The organism is Holophagales bacterium (assembly GCA_016719485.1).
Lineage (GTDB): Bacteria > Acidobacteriota > Thermoanaerobaculia > UBA5066 > UBA5066 > UBA5066.
The window spans coordinates 94,303-110,130 of record JADJZB010000023.1 but is presented as its reverse complement, the minus strand read 5'-3'; the positions used below and the strand labels follow the sequence as shown (position 1 = coordinate 110,130).

At 71.1% G+C, this 15,828-nt stretch carries 11 protein-coding genes; 10 read left to right on the top strand and 1 reads right to left on the bottom strand.

Annotated elements, in window-relative coordinates; genetic code table 11:
- The first annotated feature begins 38 nt into the window (after window positions 1-38).
- Window positions 39-521: a Spy/CpxP family protein refolding chaperone gene (locus tag IPN03_16130; protein MBK9375200.1), complete on the top strand. Its 483-nt coding sequence runs from the start codon at window positions 39-41 to the stop codon at window positions 519-521.
- A 55-nt stretch (window positions 522-576) separates the two neighbouring features.
- On the opposite strand, the gene IPN03_16125 is transcribed toward IPN03_16130, so the two are convergent.
- Window positions 577-2,136, bottom strand: coding sequence for a class I SAM-dependent methyltransferase (locus IPN03_16125; GenBank protein ID MBK9375199.1), 1,560 nt, complete (start codon window positions 2,134-2,136; stop codon window positions 577-579).
- Between the two features lie 60 nt (window positions 2,137-2,196).
- On the opposite strand from IPN03_16125, the gene IPN03_16120 reads away from it, so the two are divergent.
- The 9 genes from IPN03_16120 (at window position 2,197) to IPN03_16080 (ending at window position 15,796) form a co-directional block, all read left to right on the top strand.
- Window positions 2,197-3,075: a methyltransferase gene (locus tag IPN03_16120; GenBank protein ID MBK9375198.1), complete on the top strand. Its 879-nt coding sequence runs from the start codon at window positions 2,197-2,199 to the stop codon at window positions 3,073-3,075.
- Window positions 3,076-3,170: 95 nt separating this feature from the next.
- On the top strand, window positions 3,171-5,558 hold the full coding sequence (locus IPN03_16115; protein MBK9375197.1) for a GAF domain-containing protein: 2,388 nt from the start codon (window positions 3,171-3,173) through the stop codon (window positions 5,556-5,558).
- Window positions 5,542-6,141 (top strand): CDP-alcohol phosphatidyltransferase family protein, encoded by a 600-nt coding sequence (locus tag IPN03_16110; GenBank protein ID MBK9375196.1) that lies wholly within the window; start codon window positions 5,542-5,544, stop codon window positions 6,139-6,141. The genes IPN03_16115 and IPN03_16110 overlap by 17 nt, the downstream gene beginning before the upstream one ends.
- On the top strand, window positions 6,138-7,070 hold the full coding sequence (locus IPN03_16105; protein MBK9375195.1) for a phosphatidate cytidylyltransferase: 933 nt from the start codon (window positions 6,138-6,140) through the stop codon (window positions 7,068-7,070). The genes IPN03_16110 and IPN03_16105 overlap by 4 nt, the downstream gene beginning before the upstream one ends.
- Window positions 7,060-7,737 carry a 1-acyl-sn-glycerol-3-phosphate acyltransferase gene (locus tag IPN03_16100; GenBank protein MBK9375194.1) on the top strand — a complete coding sequence of 226 codons (678 nt, stop codon included), beginning with the start codon at window positions 7,060-7,062 and terminating at the stop codon, window positions 7,735-7,737. Before IPN03_16105 ends, IPN03_16100 begins: the two co-directional genes overlap by 11 nt.
- Before the next feature lie 48 nt (window positions 7,738-7,785).
- Window positions 7,786-9,105, top strand: coding sequence for an iron-sulfur cluster-binding domain-containing protein (locus IPN03_16095; protein ID MBK9375193.1), 1,320 nt, complete (start codon window positions 7,786-7,788; stop codon window positions 9,103-9,105).
- A gap of 207 nt (window positions 9,106-9,312) precedes the next feature.
- Complete coding sequence (locus IPN03_16090) at window positions 9,313-10,191, top strand: hypothetical protein (GenBank protein MBK9375192.1); 879 nt, start codon at window positions 9,313-9,315, stop codon at window positions 10,189-10,191.
- On the top strand, window positions 10,188-14,477 hold the full coding sequence (locus IPN03_16085; protein MBK9375191.1) for a hypothetical protein: 4,290 nt from the start codon (window positions 10,188-10,190) through the stop codon (window positions 14,475-14,477). The genes IPN03_16090 and IPN03_16085 overlap by 4 nt, the downstream gene beginning before the upstream one ends.
- Window positions 14,474-15,796 (top strand): hypothetical protein, encoded by a 1,323-nt coding sequence (locus IPN03_16080; GenBank protein ID MBK9375190.1) that lies wholly within the window; start codon window positions 14,474-14,476, stop codon window positions 15,794-15,796. The genes IPN03_16085 and IPN03_16080 overlap by 4 nt, the downstream gene beginning before the upstream one ends.
- Window positions 15,797-15,828 lie beyond the last annotated feature (32 nt).

The window sequence follows — 15,828 nt, the reverse complement described above, 5'->3', positions numbered from 1 at the left end:
GTCGCCGAACAGAACGGTAAGGGAAAAGGAGCTCGGGTATGAAGCAGTTCCTCCGGACGTCCCTCGTCCCCATGGCCGCGGCCCTCGCCTTCGCGCTGGTCGCCGCCCCCCTCCTCGCCGTGGATCCCCCGGCCGGCCCGCGCCCGGAAGCGCACGGACCTCAGGGGCCCCTCGCCGATTACCTGCGCTGCCTGGGCGTCGTCGGCCTGACCGACGTCCAGAAGGCGGACGTCCGGACGCTGCTGGAAGCGTCGAAGCCGCAGATGCAGGCGCTCCACGAGGCGCTGAAGGCCGACCGCGAGGCGCTGCGCACCGCCGTGACGGCCGCGACCCCAGACCCGTGTGTCGTCGGTGCCGCCCTTCTGAAGGTCGAGGCCGATCTGAAGGCGATCGGTGAGGCCGCGAAGGAGCTCCGGACCGCCATCGAGGCGCTCCTGACACCCGAACAGAAGGCGAAGCTCGAGGGGTGCCTGAGGGCCCCGAGACCGAACGCCGGCGAGAACGAGGGCGACGAGGGCTGACGTCCCTCCGAGCGCCCCCGGGGCCGACCGCCCCGGGGGCGCTGGTTCCCTGCGGCTATCTCACGAGCAGCGCGAGGCGCGCGAGCGAGGCCAGAGCAGCATCGAGCCCCTCGGCGACGGCCACCTCGGCGTCTCCGTCCGAAGGGGCGTTTCCGTCGTCGGTGCGCAGGAGGCCCTCGCCGACGAGGCGTCGCGCGAGGCTTCGGGCGACGACGTCGCGCGGGCGGCCGTCCAGCTCGCGCAGAAGAAGCCGCGAGGTGGGGTCGAGCTCGACGACCCGGTGCGCCAGGGACGTCACGAGAGGCCCCTCTTCCGTCTCGAACCGTGCAAAGGGTGAGGCGACCGGCGCCTCACCGGGGGAGACACAGCACGGCACCTCGTCCATGCGGGCTTCGACGAGCCCGATGGCGACACAGCGCAGGAGCGCCGGACGGAGCTCCTCGGGTGCTCCGGCCGCGAGCTCGGAGAGGCCGAGGGTGCGCGGCGCCGCCGCGTGGAGCGCGCCCAGCGCCGCGACGAGGTGGGGGTTGTCGGTGGTGACGGTAGCGGCGGAGCTTCGGAACGTCACAGAGGAACCCGAATCCGACGTCGGGACGAGGCTCGTCGTGAACCTCAGTTCGTCGAGCGCGGCGGGGTCGGGCTCCTCCCGCCCGGGCCCGCCGGCGCGAACGAGCAGGGTCTGGCGAAAGGCGCGATTCCGGAGGACGTCGAGGAGCTCCTCCTTCTCGAGCCGCCCCGGAGCGCGCGCCGAGAGGAGGTCGTCGATGTCAGGCTTGACACGGCCCATGGGCATCGATCCGAGGTGGGCGTCGGCCAGCGGCGCCAGCCCGTGACGGGCGGCCTGCTCGACGAACTCGAGGAACCAGAAGGCCCGGTTGTAGGGCTCGAGCCACTCGTGAAAAAGGTAGGTGTCCTTGAACCTTGCAAACTGCTCCAGGATGTCCCGGAGGGCGCCGCCGTAGGTCGCGGTCCGGTCACCGGAATTCGCCGTGACGAATGCGAGGAGATCCCGCGCGGCGGCGAGCCGTCCGGAGGGAGCGGGGATGCCGCGGGTGCCTCTGAGGAGGATGTCGCGGACGAGGCCCTTCAGGTGCCAGCCCGGATAGGTGTTGTAGGAGACGTACGCGACGCCGGAGGGAGAGAGGACGTCGCCGATCAGCGCGAGGACGGCGTCGGCAGCTTCCTCGGGGATCCACGAGAAGAGGCCGTGGGCGAGGACGTAGTCGAAGGTCCCGATCCCGGGTCCGAGGGTCGCCACGTCGCCGACGCGAAGCGACACGTTCCCGAGGCCGAGGGAGGCGCGTACCCGCTCTCCGGTCGCGATCTGCTTCGCAGAGATGTCGATGCCGACGAACGTCGCTCCGGGCGCGGCCACGGCCATCGGAAGGAGGTTTCCCCCCTCGGCGCAGCCGAGCTCGAGGACGCGCGCCGTCGCCGGAGGGGGCGGCGCGGCCCCGAAGAGCCGGGCTATCGCGGCGAGCCGGGAAGGAAGCGTTTCCGGTATCGACTGGCTCCCGTACGGCAGGTCGTCGTACGTGCTCGCCGCGCCGCCTTCCGTCGGGAAGGTGCGGATCTCCGAAGGGGCCCCGTTCCAGCGCCACGGCGATGCGTCCATTGTCCGATCCTGCCACAGGGCCCGTCGCACCCGGCAGCCGTTGCCGGTACCCTTCCGCGAATGGAATCGGAGCGAGAGGCGGACGGGTTCTTCCGCGGCTGGCGACGGCCGGGGCCGCTGCCGCCCGGAGGGCTGGCCCCGGGAGAGGGAGAGACGCTCGACTACCTGTGCGGGAGCTTTCGGATCTTCCAGGCCGCCCGCGGCCACCGCTACTCCACCGACGACCTCCTCGTCGCCTGGTGGGGCGTGCAGTGCGCGGCGCGCGTGGAGCGGCTGCTCGACCTCGGCTCCGGCATCGGCTCGGTCGCGATGGCGGCGGCGTGGAAGCTGCCGGGGTCGCGCGTCGTCACGATCGAGGCGCAGCCCTTCTCGATGGCGCTCGCCAGGAGGAGCGTCCTCTACAACGGCCTGCAGGAGAGGTTCCGGATCCTCGAAGGGGACCTCCGCGAGCCCGCGACGCTCGCGGGCGAGGCGCCGTTCGACCTCGTCCTCGGGGCGCCGCCGTACTTCGAGCCCGGTACGGCGACGCAGGCGCGGCACCCGCAGGCGGTTCCGGCACGCATCACGCTGCGCGGGACGGTGGACGCCTACGCCGCCGCCGCGCGTCGCAACCTCGCCCCGGGCGGGCTCTTCGCGTTCGTCTGGCCGGTGGCTCGGGAGGTCGAGGCGGACGAGACGCTCTTGCGCGAACGCCTCGTCCTGCTGCGGCGGCGCGACGTCGTCTTCCGCGAAGGGGATCGGCCGCTCGTCGCCCTCTTCGCCGCCTCTCGAGCGGAGGACCTGCCGAAGGACCTGCCGCGGGGACGCGGGGGATTCCCGGCCGCCGAGCCGCCGCTCGTCGTGCGCCGGCGCGACGGCCGGCACACGACGGAGTACGCCGCGGTAAGGCTTTCAATGGGCTTCCCTCCGGGCGAACTTTCGTCGCGCGGGATGCCGTAACGGGCGTCCCCGACCCGGCGGGGCGCTCACCCGGTACGGCGTGAGACCGAAGGGGCCGGCTGCCGAAGCGCGGATGCCGTATCGTCCTGCCTCACGTGGTTCCCGATCCTCCGCTGGCGCCCCTGCCGCCTCTGACGACGATTCCGTTCGGACGCGGACTCGACGGCCGGCCCATCCGGCACGTCAACGGGAAGATCATCGTCGGGACGATCCGCCACGCGGTCGACCTGACGCTCGACCGCGAGCTCCAGGCGTCCCCGGCCGATCCGTCGCCGGGGGAACGCGCCGCCAGGGCCCAGGCCGTGACGGCCCGCCTGATGGCGCGCCTCGTCGATCGCCTGAACGGGCTCATTCCGGACGCCCGCTACCACGTCACCTCCGAGTCCCTTCTCGTCGACGGGAACAACTACTCGCGCGAGCTCGAGGTCTACGTCGGCGAGATCTGCCGGGAGTTCGCCGGCGTGGAGTTCTTCTACTTCACGCGCGGGGCGAAGGTCGTCCCTCCGGCGATCGCGGCGATCTTTCGCCCGTTCGGCGTACGCCAGGCCTACTCCCTCATCGCGCGCGCGACGGAGAAGTTCGTCGAATCCGACGTCGAGGTCCTGGAGACGACCGCGCGCTCGGCGGTCGTGAGGTGGTACGCCGCCTCGCAGGTCGCCGACGTGCGCGAAGAGCTGCAGGAGCGCTGGCTCCTCCTCTCCTGCGCCGCCTACCAGGGGGTTTACGCCTCGATCCCCGCTCTCATCTACCCGGGGCAGCCCTGGGCCGACGTGGACGAGCTGAAGTGCCAGACGCGCGGGGACGACTGCTGCGAGTGGCGTTTCACGTGGGAGGACCCGCACCCGCGGGGACAGCGGCTTCTCCTCGCCGGGGCGGCGGGGACGGCGGGCCTCCTCGGCTGGGCCGTCTCGGGGGTCGCGGGCGCGGCTCTCGCGGCGCCCCTGGCCCTCCTGCCGCTCGCAGTCTCGTGGCACGTCGTGAGGCTCAGGCGGCTTCGGCACGATCGGCAGGAGCAGGACCGCCTCCTCGAGGAGCAGCGCGCGACCACCGAGGTGCAGGTGGACCGCGTCCAGGCCGCCTACGCGGAGGTCCAGCAGTCGACGCTGGCGCTGCGCGGCAAGGTCGCGGAGCTCTCGGCGCTCCGGGAGGTCGCGCTCGCCGCCTCGGCGTCCCTCGACCCGCTCGAGGTCGTCGACCGGAGCCTCGAGGCGGTGACGCGGAACCTGAACTACGACCGGGGGGTCGTCCTCCTCGTCGACGAGGCCCGTAACGCCCTCTGCGGCGCCCGGAGCCGCGGCGTGACGCCGGAGCAGGCGGCGCTCCTCGGGCGGCTCTCCGTCCGCCTCGACGACCCGCTCTCGCCGATCGTCCCGGCCGTCCGCGACGGCGTCGGGTTCCGCCTGCGCAACCTCCCCGACGCCAGCGGCGCGGCGACGCGCCACCTCGTCCCGATCCTGGGGTCCGAGGAGGTCTTCGTCGCTCCGCTCATGGCGAGGGGCCGGAGCGTGGGCGTCCTGATCGTCGACAACGGTCCGACGCGGCGGCCGCTCCCGGGCGAGGGGCTCGAGCTGCTGACGGCCGTCGCCTCGACGATCGCCGTCGCCGTGGAGAACGCGCGGCTCTACTCGCAGATCGAGCAGCAGCGCCGGACGCTGGAAGAGCGCGTGAGGGACCGGACGGCCGACCTCGAGGGCGCGCGGATCGCCGCCGAGGCGGCCAACCGCGCCAAGAGCGCGTTCCTCGCCAACATGAGCCACGAGCTCCGGACGCCGCTGAACGCGATCATCGGCTACAGCGAGATGCTGCTCGAGGACGGGGCGTCGACGGCCCCCGCCGAGGTCGGGGCCGACCTGGGGAAGATCCAGACCGCCGGCCGCTACCTCCTAGGCCTGATCAACGACGTCCTGGACCTTTCGAAAGTGGAGGCGGGCAAGACCGAGCTGAGCCTCGAGCGGTTCTCCCTCTCGGCCCTCGTCCGCACCGTGGCGGGCGACGTGAAACCCCTCGTGGAGAGAGGCGGCAACCGGCTCGACGTCGACGTCGAGGCAGGCGTGGAGCTCGACGGAGACCCCCGCAAGGTCCGGCAGATCCTGCTGAACCTCCTCGGCAACGCCGCGAAGTTCACCGAGCGGGGGACGGTGGAGCTCCGCGCCCGCCGCGAGGGCCAGGGCGTTCTTCTCGCAGTGCGCGACACCGGCATTGGGATGACGCCCGGGCAGATCGACAGCCTCTTCACGGCCTTCTGGCAGGGAGACCCCTCGTCGAACCGCAACTACGGCGGGACCGGGCTCGGCCTGGCCATCAGCAGGCACTACGCGCGGCTGATGGGGGGCGACGTGGCGGTGGAGAGCCGCGAAGGGGAGGGGTCGACGTTCACGGTCCGCCTCCCGCTCGGCGCCGCTCCAGCCGATGCCTCCCCACCGGCGAGCGCCCCGGAGGAACCGGGGCACGGCTCGAGGAGAGACGATGCCGACCCTCTATGACGTCAAGCCCGCGTTCGTGAAGAGCCTTTCGCCGGCGATCGCGTTCTGCGAGAGAAGGGGCATCACGCCGAACGCGCTCACGGCGGCCGCGCTCGTCCTGTCGGCCGCGATGGGGGCCGTCCTCGCCCTCTTCCCGAAGGAGCGAGTCGCGTTCGCCGCCGTCGCGGTCTCCCTCCTCCTGCGGATGGCGCTCAACGCCATGGACGGGGCGCTCGCGAGGAGGACCGGTCAGTCGACGCCGTCCGGCGAGATCTTCAACGAAGCCGCCGACGTCCTCGCCGACGCGGTCCTCTTCCTGCCGCTCCTCGTCGTCTCCTCCTCGGCTCCGCTCGCGGTCCTCCTCTTCGTCCTCCTCGCCGGGTGGAGCGAGCTCTGCGGCGTCCTGCCGAAGGCGGCCGGCTTGGCGCGCCGTTACGACGGACCGTTCGGCAAGAGCGACCGGGCGCTCGCCGTCGGCCTCTACCTCGTCGCCCTCGCGGCGGGCGTACCGGCCGGCGGGTGGGAGACCGCCTTCTTCGTCCTCCTCGACGCGCTCCTCCTCCTGACCTGCGCAAACCGCCTCCGGAAGGGGCTCACGCGGTGAAACTCCTCTCGAGCCCTCTCATCGTCCCGGTCGCCGTCGTGGCGGGCGTCCTCGTCGTCGCGACGCTCGCCTGGATCCTCCTGACGCGACTGAAGCCGGGCTCGGACTTCCGTGAGCTCGGCCTGAGGATCCGCTCCTGGTGGGTCATGGCGACGGTCGTCCTCGGGGCCGTCCTCCTCGTTCCCTCGGCCGCGCTCGCCTTCTGGGCGCTCGTCTGCTTCTGGGCGCTGCGCGAGTTCTTCTCGCTCGTCCCGGGGCGGTGGGAGGACCGGACGGCGCTCTTCCTGGCCTACCTCGCCGTCCCGATCCAGTTCCTCTGGGTCTTCCTCGGCTGGTACGGCATGTTCATCGTCTTCGTACCGGTCTACATGTTCCTCGCCGTCGCGGTCGCGCTCATCGTCGTGGGGCAGCCGAAGGGCTTCGTCGCGTCGGCCTCGCGGATCCACTGGGGGTTGATGTCGTTCGTCTTCGGCCTCTCCCACGCGGCGTTCCTCCTCCGGCTCCCCGAGAAGACGGGTTTCGAAGCGGGCCCGCGCGGCCTCTTCCTCTACCTCGTCCTCCTCGTCCAGCTGAACGACGTCTTCCAGTACGTCACGGGGAAGCTCCTCGGCAGGCACAAGATCGCGCCGGTCGTCTCGCCGAACAAGACGTGGGAAGGATTCCTCGGCGGGCTCCTCCTGACGGCCCCGCTCGGCGTCCTCCTCCGCTTCCTCACGCCGCTCTCGCTTCCCGAAGCCGTCGGGGCGGGGATCCTCCTTCCGGTCTTCGGCTTCTTCGGAGACCTGGCTGTCGGCTCGGTCAAGCGCGACGTCGGCGTGAAGGACGCCGGCAGCTCGATCCCGGGGCACGGCGGCGTCCTCGACCGCGTGAACTCTCTCTGCTACGCGGCGCCCCTCTTCTTCCACTACGTCCGCTACCTTGCGTACTGAGACGGCGGGAGCGGCAGCGGCCGGCGGCGCGAGCTCTGCCCGCCTGAGGGTCGTTCTCGCGACGCTCCTGCTGCGTCCGTTCTGCCGCTGGGTCGTCGGAGTCGACGTCCGCGGGGCGGAGAACCTCCCGCGGCACGACCCGTTCCTCCTCGTGGCGAACCACGACAGCCACCTCGACACCCTCGTCCTCCTCTCGCTCTTTCCCCTCCGGCGCCTCGCGCGGATCCGGCCTGTCGCGGCCGCGGACTACTGGTCGGCGTCGGCGTCGAGGCGGTTCGTGGCGCGCACCTGCCTGAATGTCCTCCCGGTCGCTCGCGGCGGCGCTTCGGCGGGCGAGGACCCGCTCGCGCCGCTCTCGGCGGCCCTGTCCAGGGGCGAGTCGCTGATCCTCTTCCCGGAGGGAACGCGCGGGGAGCCCGAGGTCCTCGACCGATTCAAGACCGGCGCCGCGCGGCTCGCGCTCGCGCACCCCTCGGTAACGGTCGTCCCGGTCTTCCTCGCGAACACGGGACGGAACCTGCCGCGGGGCACGGCGCTCTTCGTACCGTTCGTGGTCCGCGTGGAGGTCGGTGCACCGGTCCGGCTCCCGGCCGGCGTCCGCGAGGCGACGGTGTGCCTGGAGGAGGCTGTCCGGTCCCTCGCAAGCTCGGCGTCCACCGGCGGCTGAAGCAGGACCCAGAAGGGCGCTCTCCCCGAACGGTATTCTCCGGTCGTCGTGTCTTCGCCTCCGCCCGTCGCCGTTCTCTCGTTCGTCACGACGCTTCACATTGCAGCCGTGCTTCTGCTCTCTCACCGGCGAGCCGGCCCGGGACGCCGGCTGCTCCTCCTCCCCTCGGTCTCGTTCGCCGTCCTCGTCTGGGTCCTGCCCGGCCAGGCGTGGCTCCTCGCCGGCCTGGTGGCGCAGGCCACGTGGGTCGTCGCGTGCGAGAGGCTCCTTCCGGCGGAAGGCCCGGCGAGCGCGTCCGGTCCTGAGCCGGCGGCTGGGTCACCGGCCGGCCGGCCGGCCGTTGGAGGCACACCGAAGAAGCCGGCGGCTGCGGCGGGGTTCGTTCCCGTCAAGGTCCTCGCCGTCATCGACGAGACGCCGGAGATCCGGACGTTCCGGATGGAGAGACCCGAGGGATTCGATTTCCGGCCGGGCCAGTTCCTGATGATCCGCGTTGCCGCGCAGGGCAAGGACGAGGTCCGGTGCTACTCGATCAGCTCCTCCCCGGAGGCCGCGGGGTATCTCGAGATCTCGGTGCGGCGGCAGGGGCGGGCGTCCGGCGCGCTCCACGAGACGATCCGCGCCGGGGGAGTCCTCCCGATCCGGGGACCGGGAGGCGATTTCGTCTATCCGGTGGAGCCGGACGTGCCCCTCGTCCTCCACGCCGGCGGCGTCGGCGTCACCCCGATGATCTCGATGCTCCGGCACGCGGCGAAGTCCGAGCCGGGGCGGCCGGTGACGTTCCTCTACACCGTGAAGGCCGAGCCGGACGTGGCCTTCCGCGACGAGCTGGCCGTCCTCGCCCGCCGCGCGCCCGGCGTCCGGGTCTACGTCACGCTCAGCCGGGGCGAGCCGAAGCCGGGATTCCTGACGGGCCGGATGGACCCCCAGAAGATCGCCCGTTACGTGCCCGACCCCGCGAAGGCGATCCACCTCATCTGCGGGCCGGCCCCGATGATCGCGTCGCTGCGCGAAGGGCTCGCGAGCCTCGGCGTGCCCGACGACCGGATCCGGTTCGAGGCCTTCGAGGCGGCCGTGGCCTCGGCGTCGGGCGAGGCGGACGACGGTGCCACGTACGAAGTGAGCTTCTCCCGGTCCGGCGGGGCGACGACGATTTCGGGCGGGACGAGCCTTCTCGACGCGGCCGAGGCGGCGGGAGCGCCCGTGGACTCCATGTGCCGGGCCGGGACCTGTGGCACGTGCAGGACCCGGCTCGTCTCCGGGCGCGTCGAAGGGGAGGGAACGGCGCTCCGCCCGGACGACCGGAAGGCCGGCTGGATCCTCGCCTGCGTCTCCTACCCCAGGAGCAACTGCGACCTCGATGCTTAACGGTTGCCGAACGGGCGACGCCAACGGGGATCTCCCCCTTGCGTTGGATTTTCGGAATCACGACACTCCTGCAAAACCGGAGCGAGAGGTACGCCGGTAAGGGGCGGGATCTCCCACAGCGCTGACGGGAGGAACATGGAGGACAGTCGTTCGGCCCCGGCGGGGGTTCTGCTTCGAGGTGTACCCGGCGCGCACTCAAGCGCCGGAGTGGGGTCGCGCAGAAACATCAGCGTCCTCCCGATCGCCGCCGCCGTTGCCCTGGCCGCCTTCCTCGTCGTCCTCTTCCCGCTCGGCGGGCTCGACTATTACCGGACCCCGTACAGGGTGCGGGCGTACGCCCCTCAGCACCGGGTCCTCCGGCCTTCGGGCCCGGTGGGGCGGGCTCTCGGGATCGCGGGCGCGGCCCTCCTGTTCGGAGGGACGGCGGCCTACGAGGCGCGAAAGCGGATGCGGGTGCTCTCCGACGCCGGAAGCCTCAAGACGTGGCTCGACATGCACATCTTCTGCGGACTCGTGGGTCCGGCCCTCATCACCCTGCACACGTCGTTCAAGTTCAACGGGATCGTCTCCGTGGCCTACTGGTCGATGCTCAGCGTCGTCGCGTCGGGTTTCGTCGGCCGGTACCTCTACGCGAAGATTCCGCGAACGCAGCGCGGTGTCGAGATGGACCGGAAGGGGATCGAGGAGCGCGCGGCGGAGCTCAGACGCACGCTTTCGGACATGACGGTCCCGGTGAAGCTCCTCCTCCGGATCGAAGAGATGGAGAAAGACCTCCTGCCGCGGGAGGGCGAGCGCTACGGGCTCGCGAGCATGCTCTTCGGAGGCTTTGCCGTGAGAAGGAAGACCCGGGCCATCGAACGGACCATCCGCTCGGCGGGCCTCACCCGGCAGCTGATCCGGGAAGCCCTCCACGCCGAGGGCGAACGGATCAACCTCCTGCGCAGGGCGGCCTCCCTCGACCTGTCGCGCCGCCTCTTCGCCCTCTGGCACGTCTTTCACATGCCGTTCGTCTGGATCCTCGCGACCGTCTTCGTCCTCCACGTCGGGGTCGCCTTCTACTTCGGCTACGCGATGGGCGGCCGGTGAAACGCCTCGCGCTGGCCGCCGCGGCGGCGCTTCTCCTCGCGGCTCCGGCCGCCGCGCAGCTGGGCGACCTCGTGTCGCCCGGTCCGCTTTCCACCCCCCACGCGAAGCTCGACGGGCTGAAGAACTGCGAGAAGTGCCACGAGAAGGGGAACCAGGTCTCGGCGGACCGCTGCCTCGCGTGCCACAAGGACGTCGCCTCCCGGATCGCGCAGAAGAAGGGCGTCCACCGGGACGTGAAGGACGAGTGCGCCGCCTGCCACGCCGAGCACGCGGGGCGCGACGGGGAGCTGCGTCCGTTCGACCCGAAGGGCTTCGAGCACGCGAAGGAAACCGGCTTCCCGCTCGACGGCAAGCACGCCCCTCTCGCCCAGAAATGCGCGTCGTGCCACAAGACGCGCTCCTTCCTGAAGCTCTCGCCCTCGTGCGTCACCTGCCACGCCGACGCGCACAAGGGAGCGCTCGGCGCCTCGTGCATCACCTGTCACTCGGCGTCCGTGGCTTTCAGGGAAACGCGCCAGTCGTTCGACCACGGGAAGACGAAGTACCCGCTGACCGGTGCCCACGTGAAGGTGGCCTGCGCGAAATGCCATGCCAACGGCGTCTTCCGCGGCGTGAAGTTCGCGACCTGCGCCGACTGCCACAAGGACCCGCACCAGAAGGCGTTCGGAGCGAACTGCTCCTCGTGTCACGAGACGGCGACCTTCCGGACGGGCAAGGTCGACCACGGCAAGACCGCCTTCCCGCTCCGGGGCCGGCACGCGGAGATCCAATGCGCCGCCTGCCACAAGGAGCCGGCGACGAAGGTCAGGCTGAAGGCGGGGACCTGCGCCACCTGCCACCAGGACCCGCACAGGGGCGAGTTCAAGCAGGACTGTGCCAGCTGCCACGACGAGAAGTCCTTCCGGGGCGCTCCCTTCGACCACGCCGCGAAGACGAAGTTCGCCCTGACCGGCAGGCACGCCACGGCGAAGTGCGCGGCGTGCCACGTCCCGCCGGGCGCCGCGGCGGCAGGGGCGAACGGGAAGAAGAGCGGAGGCAACGGCGCCGCGAAGGCGAACGGCTCCCTGCCGAAGGTGGTCGTCTTCAAGGGGCTGAAGACCGAGTGCGCCACCTGCCACAAGGATCCCCACAAGGGTCTTCTCGGTGCCGCGTGCGGGACGTGCCACGGGACCGAGAGCTTCCGGCCGAAGGACTTCAGGCACCCGCGGTTCCCCGAGTTCTTCGCGGGGCTCCACGAGAACCTCGCGTGCGAGAAGTGCCACGGCGGGGCGAAGACGGGCCCGAACGGAAAGCCGGTGGCGATCGGCGAGAGGACGTACCGCGGCCTGGCGACGGCGTGCGCGACTTGCCACAAGGACCCGCACCTCGGCCAGGTCTCCGCCTCCTGCGAAACCTGCCACGCCGTCACGGGAGCGAAGTTCGCCCCCGTGAAGTTCGACCACGCGAAGTCGGCGTTCCCGCTCGCCGGCAAGCACGCACCCCTGGCGTGCGAGAAGTGCCACAGGAAGGAAACGGCGAAGTTCCCCGCGGCGAGCGGGACGGCGGTCCGGCTGAAGGGGCTCGGCACGGCGTGCGCCACCTGCCACAAGGACCCGCACCTCGGCCAGCTCGGGACGTCGTGCGCGACGTGCCACTCGCCCGAGACGTTCAAGGTGCCCACGTTCAAGCACCCGGGATCTCCCGAGTTCTGGAAGGGCGCGCACGCGACCGCGCCCTGCGCGAAGTGCCACAAGGCAGAAGCCGGGACGTTCCCCGCGGGGAAGGGGACGGCGGTCCGCTACAAGGGCTTCAAGTCCTCGTGCGCCTCCTGTCACAAGGACGCGCACCAGGGGACGCTCGGTCCGAGCTGCGAGAGCTGCCACACCCCCTCCGGGGCCTGGAAAAGCGCCTCGCGCGCCTTCCACAAGACGTCGTGGCCGCTCGAGGGCAAGCACCTCCTCGTCCCCTGCGCGTCCTGCCACGTCAAGGGGCAGACGAAGGGGACGCCGCGCCTCTGCGCCGACTGCCACTGGTACCGCAGGCAGGACGACCGGTTCAAGACGCGGCTGGGTCTCGACTGCCAGAACTGCCACCGGCCGGCCTCCTGGACCGCCGTCACCTGGAGCCACGCCGCGGCGACCGGCTTCGCGCTTTCCGGGGCGCACGCCGGAGTCGACTGCGAGAAATGCCACACGGGCGGCCTCTTCCGGAAGAGCGAGTCGTCGGGCTGCGTCGGTTGCCACAGGGAGGACTACGACCGGGCGAAGGAGCCGAACCACGTCGCGGCGGGGTTCCCGACCACGTGCGAGACGTGTCACAGGGTCTCCGACACGTCCTGGGAGCAGGCCCGCTTCGACCACCAGGCGTCTTTCCCGCTCGCCGGCAGGCACGCGACGGCGGCCTGCGCCTCCTGCCACAGGAACGGCGTCTACCGCGGGACGGCGCGCGACTGCTCGGGGTGCCACATCTCCCTGTACCAGAAGGCGACGAACCCGAGCCACATCCAGGCGGGGTTCCCGACGACGTGCGAGTCGTGCCACAGGTCTTCGGACCCGTCGTGGAAAGGGGTCTCGTTCAACCACCCGCAGTGGCCCCTCGTGGGCCGGCACGCGGGCCAGGCCTGCACGACGTGCCACCGGAGCGGCGTCTTCCAGGGTCTCCCGTCGACGTGCGCCTCGTGCCACCAGGTCGACTACCAGAAGGCCGCGAACCCGAACCACGCCGCCGCGGGGTTCCCGACGGCGTGCGAGACGTGCCACAAGGTCTCCGACGCGACCTGGCAGCAGGGCAGATTCGACCATGCCACCGCCTTCCCCCTCGTCGGGAAGCACACCACGCAGGCCTGCGTCGCGTGCCACGCGAGCGGCGTCTACCGCGGCACGGCCCGCGACTGCGCCGGCTGCCACCTCCCGCTGTTCCAGAAGGCGACGAACCCGAGCCACATCCTGGCGGGCTTCCCGACGACGTGCGAGACGTGCCACCGGGCGACGGACGCGTCCTGGACCGGGGTGGCGTTCGATCACTCGAAGTGGCCGCTCGCGGGGCGGCACGCGAACCAGGCGTGCACGACCTGCCATCGGAGCGGCGTGTTCCAGGGGCTCCCGTCGACGTGCGCCTCGTGTCACCAGCCCGACTACCAGCGGGCCGTGAATCCGAACCACGCCACAGCGGGGTTCCCGACGACGTGTGAAACCTGTCACAGGATCTCCGACTCCTCCTGGGCGCAGGGGACGTTCAACCACTCGAAGTGGCCTCTCTTGGGCCGCCACTCGGGCCCGCTCTGCGCCACGTGCCACAGGAACGGGGTCTTCCAGGGGCTCCCGAGCGACTGTGTGTCTTGCCACCTGCCCCAGTACCAGGCGACGAAGGATCCGAATCACCTGACCGCGGGTTTCCCGACGGCATGCCAGACCTGTCACAAGGTGGCGGACCTGTCCTGGAGCCAGGGGACGTTCAATCACGCGTCGGCGTTTCCGCTCGTGGGGGTTCACGCGACGCAGGCGTGCGCCTCGTGTCACAGGAACGGGGTCTACAAGGGGACTGCGCGGGACTGCGCGGGGTGCCACCTGGCGAAGTACCAGGCGACGAAAGAGCCGAATCACGTACAGGCAGGTTTCCCGACGACGTGCGAGACGTGCCACAAGGCGACGGACACGTCGTGGGGGCAGGGGACCTTCGACCACGCGGCGGCGTTCCCGCTGCAGGGCCGGCACGCGACGGCGGCGTGCGCCGCGTGTCACGCGGGCGGGGTGTATCGGGGAACGCCACGAACCTGCGTCGGGTGCCACCTGGCGAAGTACCAGGCGACGAGGGACCCGAACCACGTGCAGGCGGGGTTCCCGACGACGTGCGAGACGTGCCACCGGGCGACGGACACGTCGTGGGGGCAGGGGACTTCGACCGGCGCGTTCCGCGGGGCGGGCGGCGTGGCTCCGGCGGGGTGTATCGGGGAACGCCACGAACCTGCGTCGGGTGCCACCTGGCGCAGTACCAGGCGACGAAAGAGCCCAATCACGTGCAGGCGGGGTTCCCGACGACGTGCGAGACGTGCCACAGGGCGACGGATACGTCCTGGGGCCAGGGGACGTTCAACCACACGTGGTTCCCGATCACGACGGGCAAGCACGCGGGGAACCCCTGCTCGGCCTGCCACACCTCGCCGGCGAACTACCGCGTCTTCACCTGCGTCACGTGCCACGGCCGGACGGAGACCGACCGGGAACACCGGGGAGAGGCCGGTTACCGGTACGACTCGGCGGCCTGCTATGCGTGCCATCCGCAGGGAAGGTCCTGAGGAGGACCGATGACGCCGCGCACGGCTCGCCTCGCCCTGGTCGCCCTCGTCGCGTTCGCAGCTCCATCGGGCGCGCGCGCCCAGTCGGCCGGCTGGGGACGCGTGTCCCTGTTCCTGCAGGGTGGCCAGAGCCGCCCGGACGACGGAAGCGAGACCTTCTCCTCGAACGAGGCGGTCGCCACACTGACCCTCCGCTCGGCCGAGCAGGAAGAGAGCGGATTCGAATACGGCTTCGACGGGCGCGGATCTACCTACGGGGCGGGCGGAGACGATCGCCAGAACCGGTTCTCGCTCTGGGACGCCTGGGCCGGCGGCCGGTTCGCGGGCGGCCGGATCGGGCTCCGCGTCGGACAGCAGTGGATCACCGAGCTGGGGGGGCTCGGATCGGTGGGAGGTGCCCTCGTCGAGTGGCGCGGGCGGAAGGGTTCGGGGAAGCGGAAGCTCAGGCCGCGCTTCGGTCTCTTCGGAGGGCTCGAACCCAAGGGCTGGGAAGCGGGCTGGGTGAGTGGCGTGAAGAAGGGCGGGGTCTACGCCGCGCTCGACGGGGAGGGAGGGCAGCGGCACGTTCTCGGCTTCGTGACGATCCGCAACTCCAGCCTGACCGAGAGGTCGGTCCTCAGCACGACGAACTTCATTCCGGTCGGCAAGAAGCTCTTCTTCTACGTGGCGGGCGAGTACGACGTCGCGCAGCCCGGCGGCCAGGCGGATGCCGGATTGAGCTACGCCTTCGTCAACGCGCGCTGGTCCGTCTCCACGCGCGTCGAGCTTCAGGGCCTCTACCACAGAGGTCGTTCCTACGATGCCAGGACCATCACCCAGGACCAGATCGACGGGAGGCCGGTCGACCCGCGCCTCCTCACCGGCTTTCTCTACGAGTCGGCCGGCGGACGGCTCACGGTGGAGGTCGCACGCGGCGTCCGCGTCTTCGCCGGCTACGCCCGCGACCGCGGCAACCGGGACGACGGCTCGACGGGCCGGATCACCGCAGGATTCCACGCGAGCAACGTCTTGCGCTCCGGGATCGACGTGACCGTCTCGGACAACCGGATCGACCGCCCGGACAACACCTACGATTCCTGGTACGCGTCGATCGGACGCAGCTTCGGCGGGCGCGTCTACGTCTCTCTCGACTACGCGACGGCGCTCTCCGTCCTGAGGTTCACGTCGTCCGACGGCGTCGTCGTCGAGTCGCGACCGCAGACGAACCGCTTCTCGCTGAACGGTTCCGTGAACCTCGGGCGCTCGGTCTCGCTCCTGCTGGCCGCCGAGCGCGGTACGGATGACCGCGCCACCGACCTGCGCGGGACCGCGGGCCTCTCCGTGAGGTTCTGAAGGGGAGAACAGGCGCGCCGTCGTCTCGTTCT